We start from the raw sequence: 15,471 nt of genomic DNA, 5'->3' as shown, positions 1-15,471 counted from the left end.
TATTTGGAGACATAAATAATATAGGCATTACGTATGTAATGCTAAGTACTAATTTTTGCTCCAATGCTAGGAATATAATTAATCACTAAACAAGTAGGTTGCTGGAATACAGCTTATTGTAAGTTTAGGTTAGGAAGTTAACCCCTTTTCTGAAAGGCGAATCAGGAAAGCATTAAAAAATGTGTAAAGTATGTATGTAATTAAAAGAGACGGAAGAAAAGAACAAATAATGTTCGACAAAATTACTGCCAGAGTGCGTAAGTTGTGCTATGGCTTAAACGAACTTGTAGATCCATTAAAAGTGGCCATGCGTGTAATTGAAGGATTATATGATGGTGTAACTACTAGTGAGTTAGATAATTTAGCTGCAGAGGTTGCAGCAACAATGACGACGTCCCACCCAGATTATGCACGTTTAGCTGCTCGTATATCAGTATCTAACTTACACAAAAACACTAAAAAGACATTTAGTGAAGTAATGCATGATTTGTATGTATATGTAAACCCAAGAACAGGTAAGGAAGCTCCTTTATTATCTGATGAGGTGTACAAAGTTATCATGGATAATAAAGAAAAATTAGACTCAACAATTATCTATAATCGTGATTTTAGTTATGATTATTTTGGGTTTAAAACTTTAGAGCGTTCATACTTATTAAAACTTAATGGACAAATTGCCGAAAGACCACAGCATATGTTAATGCGTGTCTCTATCGGAATCCATTTAAACGATTTAGATTCAGCTATCGAAACATACGAGCTGATGTCTAAAAAATTCTTTACACACGCAACGCCAACACTTTTCAATTCCGGAACACCAAAACCACAAATGTCTTCATGCTTTTTATTAGCAATGCAAGACGATAGTATTGATGGTATATATGACACATTAAAACAAACTGCTAAAATATCGCAATCTGCAGGAGGTATTGGATTATCTATCCATAATGTACGTGCTACAGGTAGTTATATTGCAGGAACAAATGGTACTAGTAACGGTATTGTGCCAATGTTAAAGGTTTTTAATGATACAGCACGTTACGTAGATCAAGGTGGAGGAAAACGTAAAGGAAGTTTTGCAATGTATATCGAACCTTGGCATGCTGATATTTTTAGCTTTTTAGATTTAAAGAAAAATACAGGAGCAGAAGAGTTACGTGCACGTGATTTATTTTACGCCATGTGGATGCCAGATTTATTTATGGCTCGTGTGCAAGACAATGCAGAGTGGACGCTAATGTGTCCAAATGAATGTCCTGGATTAGCAGATGTGCATAGTGAAGAGTTTGAAGCATTATATACTAAGTACGAAGCGGAAGGAAAAGGGCGTAAGTCTATAAAAGCACGTGAGCTTTGGGAGAAAATTTTAGAGTCTCAAATCGAAACAGGAACACCTTACATGTTGTATAAAGATGCAGCAAACCGTAAGTCAAACCAGAAAAATTTAGGGACTATTAAGTCGTCTAATTTATGTACGGAAATTATGGAGTATACTTCTAAAGATGAAGTTGCTGTTTGTAATCTAGCGTCTATAGCGTTACCAATGTTTATTAAAAACGGAGAATTTGACCATAAAGAGTTATTCCGTATTACTAAACGTGTCACTAAAAACTTAAACAGAGTAATTGATCGTAATTACTACCCTGTTAAAGAAGCAGAAAACTCTAACTTCCGTCATAGACCAGTTGGTTTAGGTGTACAAGGATTAGCAGATGCATTTATTAAATTGCGTATGCCTTTTACTAGTGATGAAGCAAAAGCATTAAATCAAGATATTTTTGAAACACTTTACTATGCTGCATTAACAGCTAGTATGGAAGAAGCAAAAGTGGACGGACCATACCAAACGTATGAAGGATCTCCAATAAGTCAAGGACAATTCCAACATAATTTATGGAATATTCAAGAAGATACTTTAAGTGGTCGTTGGGACTGGGATAAATTAAGAAAAGATGTTAAAAAACATGGTGTACGTAACTCATTATTAGTTGCGCCAATGCCAACAGCATCTACAAGTCAAATATTAGGTAATAACGAGTGTTTTGAGCCTTACACGTCTAACATTTATACACGTCGTGTATTATCAGGAGAGTTTATTGTAGTAAACAAGCATTTATTAGAAGATTTAGTAGACTTAGGATTATGGAATGATGATCTTAAAAACGAAATCATGAGAGCTAACGGTTCTGTTCAAGATGTAGATATTATTCCTCAAGACATAAAGGATTTATACAAAACTGTTTGGGAGTTAAGCATGAAAGACATTATTGATATGTCTAGACAACGTGGTTACTTTATAGATCAATCACAATCGCTTAACTTATTCTTAGAAGGTGCAACTATGGCTAAACTAACATCTATGCATTTTTACGCATGGAAAAGTGGTTTAAAAACAGGAATGTACTACTTAAGATCTAAGAGTGCAGTGGACGCTAAGAAAATGACAGTTACAAAACAAAAGAAAGCTGAGCCAGTAGAAGTTAAAGCTACGGTTGAGGTTGCTAATAATGATGGTGTTGCACAAAAGCAGCAAGCAGCAGCAGATGCAGCAGCTAAATTAGCAAATACCTCTAGTGTGCAAGGAGAAGCAATGTCGCCGGAAGAAATGAAAGCATTAATTGCTCAGGCTAAAGAAGCAGAAGGTGATGATTGCCTTATGTGCGGGTCTTAAAAAGAATGGATAAGATTGCTGAGCTTATCTAAATTAAAGTGTTATAATCTAAAAAAGCATCCAGAAATGGATGCTTTTTTTATTTAAAAACTACAATATTATAGTATCTTTCTATTTCAAAACTAACCCTTAATGGAAGCTCCTAAAATTATCACATCCGCATTAGAATGCAAAAACTGCGATTCGGTTATACGAGAAGAAGATTCATTTTGTGAAGAATGTGGGTATCCAATAAAAGGAACAGAACAGGATGTTGCTAAGTTTTATGCTAAACGCGTGATGAATAAGCGTAAAAACAATAATGCAGCTGAAAAAATAAAATCAGCTAGAAATACGCTGTATGTTATAGCGGGTATTGTTCTTGTTTTTGGCTTGTTTTTATACTTTCAAGATAGTGATGTTGGTGCCTTACTTATAAATGTTATTGTCGGTTTTATTTATGTAATATTAGGATCGTGGTCCAACAGAAAACCTTTAGTAGCGCTACTTTTAGGTTTGCTATTATATTTGACTGTTATAGTTATATCAGCTATTGCTGATCCGTTAACATTGGTTGCAGGTATAATTTGGAAAGTCTTAATTATTGTATTTTTAGCTAAAGGAATCTATTCTGCGTCTTCAATAACCAAATCTGCTTAATGGAGTTATCTTGTAAGCATTGTCATGCAGCTTTTGAAACTGAAGTAAAATTCTGTTCTCAATGCGGGACCGCTGTTGGTAAAACGACAACCACAACAAAAATTAAAAATGTAAATACTATTATTGGCTTTTATATAGCAATGTTGGTATTTATCGTATTAGTGTATTATGTAGAGCTTACATTTCCGTTTAATCTAGAAGCTGATATTCTTGTCGAAATTGGTTTTGCTTGCATCGTCGTTGGTTTTGCTTCTTTAAATTTAAAACCGCTTTTAAAGCTGTATAGTTTTGATAATGTGAATTTAAAACTGATTGGGTTTTCAATCATAACGCCCATTATTACTAGTTTTTTTGTTTACTTTTTTATCGAATTTGTTAATTACCTATTTTCGGCAGGAGATGTTGCAAACTATTATGAGAGTTACTTATACTTAGATCACCCTTTATTCTGGGCGATATTATTTACAGCTATTACACCTCCAATTATTGAAGAATTGGCCTTTAGAGGTGTTCTTTTTAATCAATTAAAACAAGTTACTACGGACAAGTTAACCATTGTTGCAACTGCCTTTTTATTTGCTTTAATACATTTTTCTGTGCTATCCTTTCTTTGGATTTTCCCTTTTGGTTTATTGCTAGGGTATTTAAGAAGTCGATACAATACACTGTGGTTAGGAATGATTATTCATTTTTTACACAACTTGATTGTTTTGATGCTAGATTACTATAATTTTTATTCGTTTTAAAACAAAAAAAAGCACCCATTTATGGATGCTCCTTTTACTTTATTTTACTGTATTTTATTTAGTTAGACGCCATTAAAGCAAAAAACTTATCAATGTTTGGCAATATAACAATACGTGTACGTCTGTTTCTAGAACGTCCTTCTTTAGTATCGTTTTCTGTTAACGGTTGGTAGCTACTTCTTCCAGATGCAATTAATTTTTCTGGCGCAACACCAAAGTCTTTTTCAAGTTTTCTAACCACAGAAGTGGCACGTAAAACACTTAAATCCCAGTTGTCTGCAACTTTACTTGTGCTAATACTTCTAGAGTCTGTATGACCTTCTATCATAACATCTAAACTTGGCTCAGAATTTATAACATCAGCTAACTTTTGTAAAATTTTATCTGCTTTTTTGTTAATTCTGTAACTTCCGCTGTTAAATAACATTTTGTCAGATATAGATATCATTACTACAGTTTTGTCTATGCTTATTGAGATATCATCGCTTTCATCTAAATCTGTTGTATCCACAAAACGCTTAAGGTTTAAGGATAAGGCAAGATTCATAGAGTCTTCCACCGTTGTGTAATATTTCATTACATCAGGACTAACTTTACTTAACGTTTCGCGCATTCCAATTTTTGCTTTTTCAGAAATAACAGCTTTATTGCCAACTGCATCAAATTTAGTTTGATTCTCTTCAGTTAAAACGCCAACCTCATTAGTCAGGTTGTTAATCTTAGAGTTGTAATCATTTACTCTAGATTCTATTTTCGCGAATTTAGCTTCTAAATCTTCTTTTTCAACTTGAGTTTTTTGTAATTGGCTAGTAATTTCGCCATTTTGCTGTTCTAGTGCGACATATTTCTTTTTAGATACACATGATGCTAATACTATTAATGCTAGTAGTGAGATTGCTGTTTTTTTCATATTTTGTTTTAACTAATTAATTATAGTATTTACGCACAGCATCACTTTTTAGATGTTTTAAAGTCTATTTTTTTAAGATATCTGTTCCTAAATACTTGTCATCCTTGTTATAGTACCAAGCACGTACTTTTGGAATCTTTATTTGATTTACCTGTAATTGCTCTGTTAGCAAAATATATTCTCCAGTATCTAATTTTAGTTTTCCTTGGTCATCTGTTTTAAAAAATTGATATACTTCCATTGCAAAGGTTTCAGGGTTAAAATAGAAAAACCAAACATCGCTTCCAACAGCTTTATCATAAGATGCTTTTAAGACTAAGTAGTCTTTTCCTTTAAATGTTTTTTGTTGTACTGTTTGGTCTATTATTGTTCCTGGATCTTTTAATTTCATAGGTAAACCATAAAGATAGGTATAGTAATTTTTAAACATTTTGGCTCTTTCACAACTTAAATTATGTGTCTTAGCAAAGGCTGCTGTTATTTTAGAATTACCGTTATAGGTTATGTTACAGGTGTCTTTTCTAACGGTATATTCTGTAGTTATGGTATCTCTTACAGCTTTTAAATAGAAAGTTTCTTGTGGTAGGTTTATTATAATTTGACTGTCTCTACTTGAACTTTTAGGCAGTTCCATTGTTACATTTAAAGTGTCATTAAAGGTGGTCCATTGGTTATTTGGATCGTGATATTTTATAGCGTTCTCTAGTAATTGCTGACCAGTCAGAGTTTGACCAAAAGAGTAGGTTAAGCTTAAGCTGAACACTAATATAAATGCGACTTGTGATAATTTCATATTATAATTTATTTACTAAAATACAAAATATAGGTAAGGTTAAACTAATCCGCAGTATTCTTGTTGTCTTTTGAAGATCTTTGTAATTAATTAACTTAGCATTAAATATTGATTTTTGATGAATACAAAGCTTAAAGAAGTAGCAATTGTTTTTTTTAGATTAGGGTGTTTTGCTTTTGGTGGTCCAGCAGCACATATTGCTATGATGGAAGAGGAGGTAGTAACCAAAAGAAAATGGATGACTAGATCGTATTTTTTGGATTTAATTGGGACTACTAATTTAATACCAGGACCAAACTCTACCGAAATGACCATGCATTGCGGTTATGAGCGTGCTGGTAAAAAAGGGTTGTTTGTAGCAGGATTGGCTTTTATCTTTCCGGCCATTATTATAACTGCTATTTTGGCTTATTTTTATGTTAAGTATGGTGATTTGCCAAAAGTTAAACCTTTTGTAATTGGTATAAAACCTGCAGTTTTGGCTATTATTGCGTCTGCGGTTATCAAATTAGGTAAAAAAGCGGTCAAAACAATAGAACTTACTGTAATTGGTGTTTTGGTGTTGGTAGCTAGTTTATTAGGTGTCAATGAGGTTTTTGCATTGCTAACAGCGGGTGTAGTTGGGATGCTTTATTTTTATTTAAAAGAGCGCAAGGTTAATAGCCTAAATACTATTATGCCCTTTTTTTTGGTGTCTAGTATTAGTGCTTCTATTTTAAAAATAACAGCTATTAATGTGTTTTGGACTTTTTTAAAAGTCGGTGCTATTTTATATGGTAGTGGATACGTCCTATTTGCGTATTTAGATGCCGAATTAGTAACTAAAGGCTGGTTAACTAGGGTAGAACTGTTAGATGCTATTGCAGTGGGACAATTTACGCCTGGTCCAGTTTTATCTACTTCTACTTTTATAGGGTATCAATTGTCTGGATTATCGGGAGCATTAGCTGCTACTACTGGTATTTTTTTACCTTCCTTTTTATTTGTGCTTATTTTAAACCCCTATATCTCAAGAATGCAACAATCTAAAGTATTGCGTTACTTTTTGGATGCTGTAAATGTTGCTGCAGTTGCTATAATGCTAGCGGTTTTAATTATTATGACTAAAGAAACATTAGTAGACTGGAAAACAATAGTTATAGCCTTGACTGCTTTGTTTTTAGTGTTTAAAACCAAGGTTAGCACTATTTGGGTTATTATAATTGGAGCAGCCTTAGGTTATATATTATTTGGTTTGTTTTAAATAAAAAAAGCCACCTTAATAAAAGGTGGCTTTTTAAATTATAAGTTAACTGTAGTTTATTCTTCTTCTATTTTTGCAGGAGTAACAGACGCATCGTGTGCATTGTGATACTCTTCTAAAAGATTCATAGTTGCACTAAGTAAATCTTTAGTTTCTGATAGTAAGTTAAAATATAAAGTTGTGTTTTTTGGACTAGACTCTTCCGTTCTAGTACGCTCTACTTGCTTTAATATTTTAGAAGTCACTAGTTCCATGATTTCTTTCTTTCTACCTAAAATATCTCCTATTTCTTCGAAAGATCCTGAATTAAAAGCGTTTTGCGTGTTATTGAAAAACAAATCAAAACGACCATCAATTTCTTTTAACTCTTTAATTTGACTGAATTTCAATTTTTTATGATTGTTATTCACATGCTTATGACTCATTTTAGTAATGTAGTCTAAAGACTGTGTCATATCTTGTAAGTATCCTAATATGTTAATATAAAAGTTACTTGCATTTAAACTAGATTCATCTAAATTTTTAATAAAATAGAATATGTTATCTCTTAGAGAATCTACTTCGTCAGATAATTTAATGACCTGTTTTTTGTTTTTCTTAAGTAAAACACTGTCTTGTTTAGCTAAACCATTAATAGCGTTAGTGTAAATTTTGTTTCCTCTTTTTACAACGTTAGCAATGTTTTTTGCACTTTCGTGAATAACACCCTGTACAGAACTACTTTCTGAGTCTGTTAAGCTATCCTCAGGAATTGTTTTGTTAGATGTTTCTTTGTGTGCTAAATAGTTTCTTACTAGTAATATTGCTGTCAGTAACAATAATATTGGCGCCATTACTTTAGGATTCCAATTGATTAAGAATACTACAGTTCCAGCCGCAAAAAAGGCTCCAAATGCAGTTCCAAACCAACCACCAATAACATTTAATACACCAGCTACTCTGTAAACAGCGCTCTCACGTCCCCAAGCGCGGTCAGCAAAAGAAGTACCCATTGCAACCATAAACGTCACGTAAGTTGTAGATAAAGGTAATTTCATAGAGGTTGCAAATGCAATTAATACTCCAGCCACCATTAAGTTTACTGCTGCTCTAATCATATCAAAAGCAGGTAAGTCTTTACTTTGTGCTTTAGTTAAAGCTTTTGCACTTGGTTTTTCAAAGCTTCTTCCTATTTTTTCCTGTGTAGATTTTGGTATTATTACACTTAGGTAATCAGATAAAGCAGAGGTTCCTTTAACGATTCCTCTTGATAATATGTTTGGCTCAAATTTTTCATGTGTATCACCTTGACTAGATAGGCTAATTTCCGTCTCAGCAACTGTTTTTGCTTTTTTAGAAAACCATAACGTTAATACCATGATACCACCAGCTATAAATAACAGTAATGGCTCTGCAGGTACTTTTTTCTCTAATATTGCCATAGAGAAATCTGCTGGTAATGTTCCTGATGTTAAAAAAGCATTTTGCATAGCTTCAAAAGAATGGTATGCAGCCATAGGTACACCTATAAAATTTACTAAGTCATTTCCTGAAAAGGCCAATGCTAAACCAAAAGTACCAACTGCAATAACGATGATTAAGACACTTTTTTTAGTTAATTTTTGAAATGCATAAGAAAATAATGTCCAGACAATTACACTTCCTATTATAATGTAAAGCTCATTACCTTCTATAATTCCGTTTATATTTTTGTAAAAAGGAGTTCCTTTTAATCCTTTTAAGAAGATAAAGTAGGTAATTGCAGCTAGTGAAATTCCGCCAAAAATAGCACCAAAATGTGGTGATTTTTTCTCGTATTGAAACGTGAATATTAAACGAGAAACCCATTGTACTAATGCACCAACAGAAAAGGCTATAAACACGGACATGACTATTCCTGTTATAATTTCTATAGCTTTCTTGGTATTAATGTAGTTTCCTAAATCTGCAAAAGTTTGCGTGTCTGACCCGCTAATTTTAATTAAAGACATAACAACCGCAGCTCCTAACAAATTAAATACAATCGAAACTGTAGTAGATGTAGGTAATCCTAAGGTGTTAAAAAAGTCTAATAGTAAAATGTCGGTAATCATAACAGCCATGAAGATGTACATGATTTCTTCAAAGCTAAACATGGCAGGTACAAAAATACCTTTTCGTGCTACCTCCATCATTCCGCTTGAAAACACAGCTCCAATAAATATCCCTAAACTAGCGACTATCATTATAGTACGCATAGAAATGGCTTTAGAACCAATAGCAGAATTTAAGAAGTTGATCGCATCATTACTTACACCAACAACAATATCAACTACCGCCAACACTATGATGGCAATCAACATAAATAAATAAATATTATCCATAATTTTTAATTAAAATAAGTTTGCAAATATCTTTACTGTTTTCCATTGCAATGTTACGAAAATGTTATGTTTTGACTTTAAAAATGAATGTCAAATCCTAGTCTAAAAGTAATGTTGTCCTCGTTACCATCAACTGTTGTGTAACTTAAGTCAGTTTGTACTTTTAGTTTATGTCCAACAAGATATCTAGAACCTCCTAAGGTATATTGTTTTGTTGGAAGACTTCCTGTAACGCTGTCGTATGTTAATGATGTAAAACGACCTGCAATTTCATAATTAGTTTTAAATAAGTAACCCGCTTGTAGGTTTATTGCATTTCCAACCAATACAACATCTCCAGTTGGCGTTGTACCATCTGTGTCTAAAGCAATTGGGTTGTCGGCGTCGCGATTAGCATATTCTGCCATAAAAGAGAATCCTTGGTATTTAAACATGGCATCAGCAAAAAGCGTTGTCACATTAGTTTCGTATAAACTACCATCGCTTTTAAACATATAGTCTCCTAGACCACTACGTTCTCTAACTGCATTTTGGTTATAATTATATGTGAATCCTACCATTAATTTTGGCGTTTCTTCACGTTTTAAATCTGCTTGAACATAATCTCCTTTTGATTTAAATGTTCCGAAAGGTAAAAGTTCTAAACGACCAGTGTATTGTAAACCACCTTCGTTTCCTTCTGAAACATTACGACCTTCTCCTTGAGAGATTGCTAATTTTTCACGCATTAAAAACCCACCACCTAAGTCTGATTTATGTCTAAGTTGAAGTCCTAAATCACGGTCAATATTAAAACGACTGTTTAACATAGAACGATCAATAAGTTGAAGATTGGCTGAAGATACCACACGCTCTACATTACCAGGTAATTTTGTTTGACCTGCCCAAAGCTCCCAGTTTTCTGCAAAATGCCACATAATAACAGCATCTAAGATATATCTAGGTGTATTACGGTTAAATTGATTGGCTCCAGAGATGTCTCTGTTAGATAATCCTAATTCTAGTTTGTATTTTAATTTTGGGCTGTAAGCAAAACCATCAAATTTTAAACGTGCACGACGTACAATAAAATTATGTTCTGGACTTGTGTATTGTGATCCATCATGATCCCATGATGACATTGATCTTACTTGGAAGCGAGGCGCAAACTTTACGCTAAAAGAACTGTCCTTTGCAGTAAAATTGATTAACCCTTTTCCAAAAGAGGTGTCACTTATTTCTTGTGCGTTTACAAATAATGTAAAGCACATAAAAAGTGCTAAGTATAGAATACGTGTCATGTTAAGTTATTAGTTTTTGTCGCTGCAAATAACCAACACTAATGTTAATTTAACGTTTCCTAAGTATTACTATTTTATGTTTTTTTTAACAAATAAAGGCTGCTTTGGCCTAAAGCAGCCTTATTAGAAATCATAATAATGTAGTCGACAAAAACTAATAGATTATATGACGTACTAATTGTATTGTCTTAAGACACTAACAAATATCACTAAGTAAAGTGATATTAATGTAACCCTAATATTATCTAATTATTAAGGATTGTTGTGTTAAATAATTTATATAAACACGTGTATATCAAGATTTTAAATTTCTAATGTTAATTTAATGTTACGTAAATGTTGTATAAATGTTATGTAATGTGTATATTTGGTATATAATATTAAAAACCCATAATTATGAAGAAATCAATTTTAGTTTCAATTGCTTTTTTATTTACTGTGGTTTCTTTTGCTCAAGACAAAAGAGATTTAAAGCTAAATGCAAACACTAACTTAATAGATGTTGTTTATTATCATGACAATGGAGTTGTAAGCCAAACAGGTGCTTATACTACAGATGGTAAATTACAAGGTGAGTGGTTGAGTTTTGACACAGAAGGCAAGAAACAAGTTTCAGCAAATTATGATAATGGTAAAAAAGTCGGCAAGTGGTTTTATTGGAATGATGCCACTCTTAAAGAAGTAGATTATACGAATAACAAAATTGCTAACGTTAGCGAATGGAAAGTAAAAAATCCAGTAGCAACAAGTAATTAAGTTACAATACAAAAAAAAGCCTTGCATTCGCAAGGCTTTTTTTTTGATAATAATTTAGATTTAGTTGATTGTCCAACCTGCTCCCCAAGTTGTGTAATCTGTACCTGTTGCAGTATCTTCTCCAGTTGCAAAGTCAGCATCTGTAAACGTTACTGTTGTATCATTTTTTACTTTATCTGTTACGTCTACAAAAGTAACACCTGTTACTTGAAGATCATCACTAACAACACCGTTTCCAGTTTCTAAATCATCTAAGTCAAAACCTTCAGCATATCCAGTAATCATTATGTTACTAAATAAACCTTGTGTTCCTGCTCTTAATCTTACTGCTTCAGAAGAGTTAGCAGAACCTTCTCCAACTATAGTTACATTGTTTACTGTTGGTTTAGAGAATATTCCAGTAGCATTGCTAAAGTCCGTGTTGTAACCATCTGCTTCGATAGCTTTATCGTCAGACGCTCTGTTAGAAATGTATACATGTTCTAATGTTCCAGAAAAACCTTCTGTCCAGTCTACAGAATCGTCTTCTGCATTAATTACAGAGATGTAGCTAGCATTAACTGTTCCTCCAAAAAACTCGATACCATCATCTTTTCCTGCGTATGCTTGGATGTAGTTTACAGAAGTTGCATTACCAACACCGTAAAAAGAGAATCCGTTGTTTTCAGATTGTCCATCTGCAGCACCACCAGAATACTCTACACGTACATAGTTTAAAGATCCAGAATTGTCATTTGCTACATTTCCTCCGTAAGGTAAACTTGCAATTTCTGATGTAGCAGTGTTTGTTCCTGTTACAGAATTGATAGGTGCTTTTCCTAATATGATTAATCCTCCCCAATCTCCAGCAGCTGGACTTGCAGCGTCAGAAGTAAATACAATAGGACAATCTGCAGTACCGTTTGCTATAATTTTTGCACCCTGAGATATTGCAATGTACACATCTGCTCCGGAAGCTAATGCTTGAATTGTCATACAAGCAGGGATAGTTAATGTTGTACCACTTGTCATTATTAAAGATCCATTTAACTTGTAAGTGTTGTTTGCATCTAAAGTTAAGTCTTCAGTATAAGTTCCAGATAAGAAAATAGTTGCAGGGTCTGTTGTTCCGTCTCCTCCAGAGTTGTTGTTTGTAACACTATTGTCATTAATTACAATATCAGAAGTGTCATCTGTTGAACAAGAGAATACCATTGATACTAATGCTAAGCCTAAAATTATTTGTTTTTTCATTGTTTTTGGTTTTAGTTGTATTTTGTGTTTAAGTTTATTTTGTTAAAATTTATATTTAAGTTGAAGCCCTACATTTAGTCCTCTTTTGTAATCTGTTACTCCTTTACCGTTAGCAGATACTACTAGTACATCGCCTTGATTTTGGTCTTCTCTTACGTATTGAATGGTTGGGTTTAATAAGTTTTTAGCGCTAAGGTTGATTTCAAAATTGTCGTTGATTGTGTTTTTCCAGATAAAGTCTAATGTTGGAACGCTTTTCTCAACAATATTTCCTAAATCTCCAGATCCTAAAGCGTCTATTCTGTCAGAGAAATATGAAAATACTAGGTTGGCAACAGGCTTGTAGTTTTCGAAAGTAGGCGAGTAGCTAACATCTGCATTTAAGATAAAAGGGGATGCGCCTTGTAATTGATCTTTAGTTTTATTGAATGCTAAATCAAATGTACCATCTATATTTTCGTATAAATCTTGATTTGTTTTCATGTAAGTCGCGTTAACTCCGAAGGATAAATTAGTATTATCATCTTCGTCCACTAAAATGTCTTTTCTTAATTCGACTTCAATACCATAAACGGTTGCTTTGTCTCCTGTTCTAACATATCGTTGTGTTCCGGTAGCATCTCCAACAACAACAAGGTTGATTGGATCTTCAATTTGTTTTGTAAAAGCACCGATAGATACTATTTCACTTCTACTAAAAAACCATTCGTATTTAAGATCTATGTTTAAAACATTTGAATAACCAAGGACGTCAGGATTACCACCAATACGTGTCGATACGTCTTCATATACAAACGGTGCTATTTCTTTAAATTCTGGTGTCGACACCGTTTTACTAGCAGATAATCTAAGATTTTGATCATCGCTTAAGCTATATTTAATATTTAAACTTGGTAGTATAAATGTTTCTTTAGATGTTTTAGAATCTACCCCGTTGTTACCTAGGTTTATTACATTGTAATCTATGCTTTGTTCAAAGTTTTCTAATCTTACACCTGGTACAAATAACCACTTGTCTCCGGCTTTGATTTCTGCGTCAGCATAACCTGCATAAACATTTAGTTTACCATTATATGTGTTTTCAAAAAGCCCAGGTCTGTTAGTATTTGATAATGTAGGATATGGTTTTAAAACCTTGATTTGATATAATCCAGAATCTCCAGTATTTAAGTTTAGGTTGTCTAAGTTAAAAACAGCATTAAGGTTATTTACATCTGCAATTTGGTAACCTCCATCAATGATGTCATATCCATATCTGATGTTCGTAAATTGTCTTGTTTTGTGTCTACCGTTGTATCCAAAATTGAATTTAAGATTATCGTTAACGTTATAAGCAAGGTTAACACGACCGTTATATTCGTCGTCTTCAATTTTTTGGAAGTAACGCTGGTTATCAAAAACCACATTGCTATAAAATGTTGGATTTGTTGTTGGATCGTTATCCAATGCGTAATCGTAATTTTCTACACTAAAACGCTTACGGTCTGGTTGGTCAGAGAATACTTTATTGTATCCAAAACCCCAGTCTAATTCAAAATCACCTGATTTGTGATTTCCTATTAATTGATTGACAAACATTTTAGTTTGGTCAAATTGTATGTTTTGTTGGTAAAATCCTTTGTCTGTGTTTAATATGGCATCTCTGTTACGTCCCTGTCCGTCAATACCAAAGTAGCCAACCTCGTCTGAAGAACTGTTTATGAATACCGAATTAAAGCTAATTGAATTATCACTATTTATTTTATAGTTTACATTAGCCATAGCAGTTGTAGTCGTAGAATACTCAAACTCCTCTGAGGCTTCAAATGCTTTTTTCTCTACAGTAGAGAAATCTACAGACTTTCCTTTTCTGTACTCGTAGTTGTTTTCAAATCCACCCGTTAAAAAGAAACTTAATCTAGAACCATTTTCAAAATTGAAAGAACTTCCTCCAGAAGCGCCATAGGCAACATTAATAGGTGTGTCCACAGCAACTGCATCTACACCATGAGATAATACAATCGCAAACGGATTATGCTCGCCACGTCCATAATATCCAAAGTATCCAGTCCCTTCGCTTCTTACAAAGTTTTTATCTATTGCATTGGTATTAAAACCTGTTCCAGAAAAGGCTTCTACAAAACTACCGCCTTTATGTTCTTTAGAAGTAATGTCTACATTACCGGCAGCAAAATCGCCATAAAACTGAGACGCATAAGCCTTACTTATTGAAACGTTTTGAATAACGTCCGAAGAGAATAAGTTTAAGTCAATGTTTTTCTTGTTAACATCATTAGATGGTAATGATAAACCATTCATTGTTGTGTTAAGGTATCTATCACCAAGCCCTCTTACATACACATTACTTGAGCCTTCTTGTTTAGACACACCAGATATTTTGGCAACAGCACCAGCCGCATCGCTTACTCCTTTTCTAGATAATTCTTCAGCACCAATAATTTGTTTTATTTCGACTGCTTTTTTCTGTTCTAATAATAAAGCCGTTTCACTTTCTCTTTTAGTAGTAACAGTTTCTAGTACAACTTCGTCTAATGTTGCAGCGCTTGCGCCCATTACAACATTGATTTTTGTGTTTTTACCAGCTTCAACGGTTGCAGGTATAGTTTGCGTTTCATATCCAACAAAACTAAACTCTATATTATAGGTTCCCGGTTTAAGATCAGAAAAGGTGTAGCTTCCATCCATATCAGATGTTGTTCCGGTTGTAGTCCCTTTAATAAGGATGTTTGCAAAAGACAACGGTTCGTTATTAAACTCCTTATCTGTTAGTGTTCCAGAAACAGATCCGTTTTGTGCGTAAGTTGCAATGCTAAGTAAAGCAAAAAGTAAGTATGTAAAATTTTTCATTTTGACTATTA

The 15,471-nt window shown here is 33.3% G+C and carries 11 protein-coding genes; 5 read left to right on the top strand and 6 right to left on the bottom strand.

Annotation, left to right across the window (positions count from 1 at the left end):
- Positions 1–190 precede the first annotated feature (190 nt).
- The 3 genes from ACZ2G2_RS04130 (at position 191) to ACZ2G2_RS04120 (ending at position 4,056) form a co-directional block, all read left to right on the top strand.
- Positions 191–2,671, top strand: coding sequence for a ribonucleoside-diphosphate reductase subunit alpha (locus ACZ2G2_RS04130; protein WP_470394120.1), 2,481 nt, complete (start codon positions 191–193; stop codon positions 2,669–2,671).
- Positions 2,672–2,803: 132 nt separating this feature from the next.
- Complete coding sequence (locus tag ACZ2G2_RS04125; RefSeq protein ID WP_101204155.1) at positions 2,804–3,310, top strand: zinc ribbon domain-containing protein; 507 nt, start codon at positions 2,804–2,806, stop codon at positions 3,308–3,310.
- Positions 3,310–4,056, top strand: a complete 747-nt coding sequence (locus tag ACZ2G2_RS04120; protein ID WP_282069194.1) for a CPBP family intramembrane glutamic endopeptidase — start codon at positions 3,310–3,312, stop codon at positions 4,054–4,056. The genes ACZ2G2_RS04125 and ACZ2G2_RS04120 overlap by 1 nt, the downstream gene beginning before the upstream one ends.
- Before the next feature lie 58 nt (positions 4,057–4,114).
- On the opposite strand, the gene ACZ2G2_RS04115 is transcribed toward ACZ2G2_RS04120, so the two are convergent.
- Together ACZ2G2_RS04115 and ACZ2G2_RS04110 are read right to left on the bottom strand one after the other, a co-directional pair.
- A complete protein-coding gene (locus ACZ2G2_RS04115; RefSeq protein ID WP_101204153.1) occupies positions 4,115–4,966 on the bottom strand; it encodes an OmpA/MotB family protein in 852 nt (283 codons plus the stop codon).
- A gap of 64 nt (positions 4,967–5,030) precedes the next feature.
- Entirely contained in the window at positions 5,031–5,759 is a 729-nt protein-coding gene (locus tag ACZ2G2_RS04110; protein ID WP_470394118.1) for a DUF6503 family protein, read from the bottom strand.
- A 118-nt stretch (positions 5,760–5,877) separates the two neighbouring features.
- Between ACZ2G2_RS04110 and chrA the strand changes: the two genes are divergently transcribed.
- The gene (chrA, locus tag ACZ2G2_RS04105; RefSeq protein ID WP_470394116.1) at positions 5,878–7,002 is read left to right on the top strand and encodes a chromate efflux transporter; all 1,125 of its coding nucleotides are present in this window, start codon (positions 5,878–5,880) and stop codon (positions 7,000–7,002) included.
- Positions 7,003–7,058: 56 nt separating this feature from the next.
- On the opposite strand, the gene ACZ2G2_RS04100 is transcribed toward chrA, so the two are convergent.
- Both ACZ2G2_RS04100 and ACZ2G2_RS04095 read right to left on the bottom strand, forming a co-directional pair.
- Complete coding sequence (locus tag ACZ2G2_RS04100) at positions 7,059–9,344, bottom strand: inorganic phosphate transporter (RefSeq protein WP_470394114.1); 2,286 nt, start codon at positions 9,342–9,344, stop codon at positions 7,059–7,061.
- Between the two features lie 77 nt (positions 9,345–9,421).
- The gene (locus ACZ2G2_RS04095; protein ID WP_470394112.1) at positions 9,422–10,624 is read right to left on the bottom strand and encodes a porin; all 1,203 of its coding nucleotides are present in this window, start codon (positions 10,622–10,624) and stop codon (positions 9,422–9,424) included.
- 396 nt (positions 10,625–11,020) lie between these two features.
- Between ACZ2G2_RS04095 and ACZ2G2_RS04090 the strand changes: the two genes are divergently transcribed.
- Positions 11,021–11,380 carry a toxin-antitoxin system YwqK family antitoxin gene (locus ACZ2G2_RS04090; protein WP_090838160.1) on the top strand — a complete coding sequence of 120 codons (360 nt, stop codon included), beginning with the start codon at positions 11,021–11,023 and terminating at the stop codon, positions 11,378–11,380.
- Between the two features lie 60 nt (positions 11,381–11,440).
- Here ACZ2G2_RS04090 and ACZ2G2_RS04085 read toward each other — a convergent pair whose 3' ends face one another.
- Both ACZ2G2_RS04085 and ACZ2G2_RS04080 read right to left on the bottom strand, forming a co-directional pair.
- On the bottom strand, positions 11,441–12,613 hold the full coding sequence (locus ACZ2G2_RS04085; protein ID WP_101204149.1) for a multidrug transporter: 1,173 nt from the start codon (positions 12,611–12,613) through the stop codon (positions 11,441–11,443).
- 42 nt (positions 12,614–12,655) lie between these two features.
- Entirely contained in the window at positions 12,656–15,460 is a 2,805-nt protein-coding gene (locus ACZ2G2_RS04080) for a TonB-dependent receptor (protein ID WP_470394110.1), read from the bottom strand.
- Positions 15,461–15,471 lie beyond the last annotated feature (11 nt).

It is taken from the genome of Olleya sp. KKT75 (genome assembly GCF_055635485.1).
The sequence above is the reverse complement of the archived record's forward strand: the minus strand, read 5'-3'. Positions and strand labels throughout refer to the sequence as shown.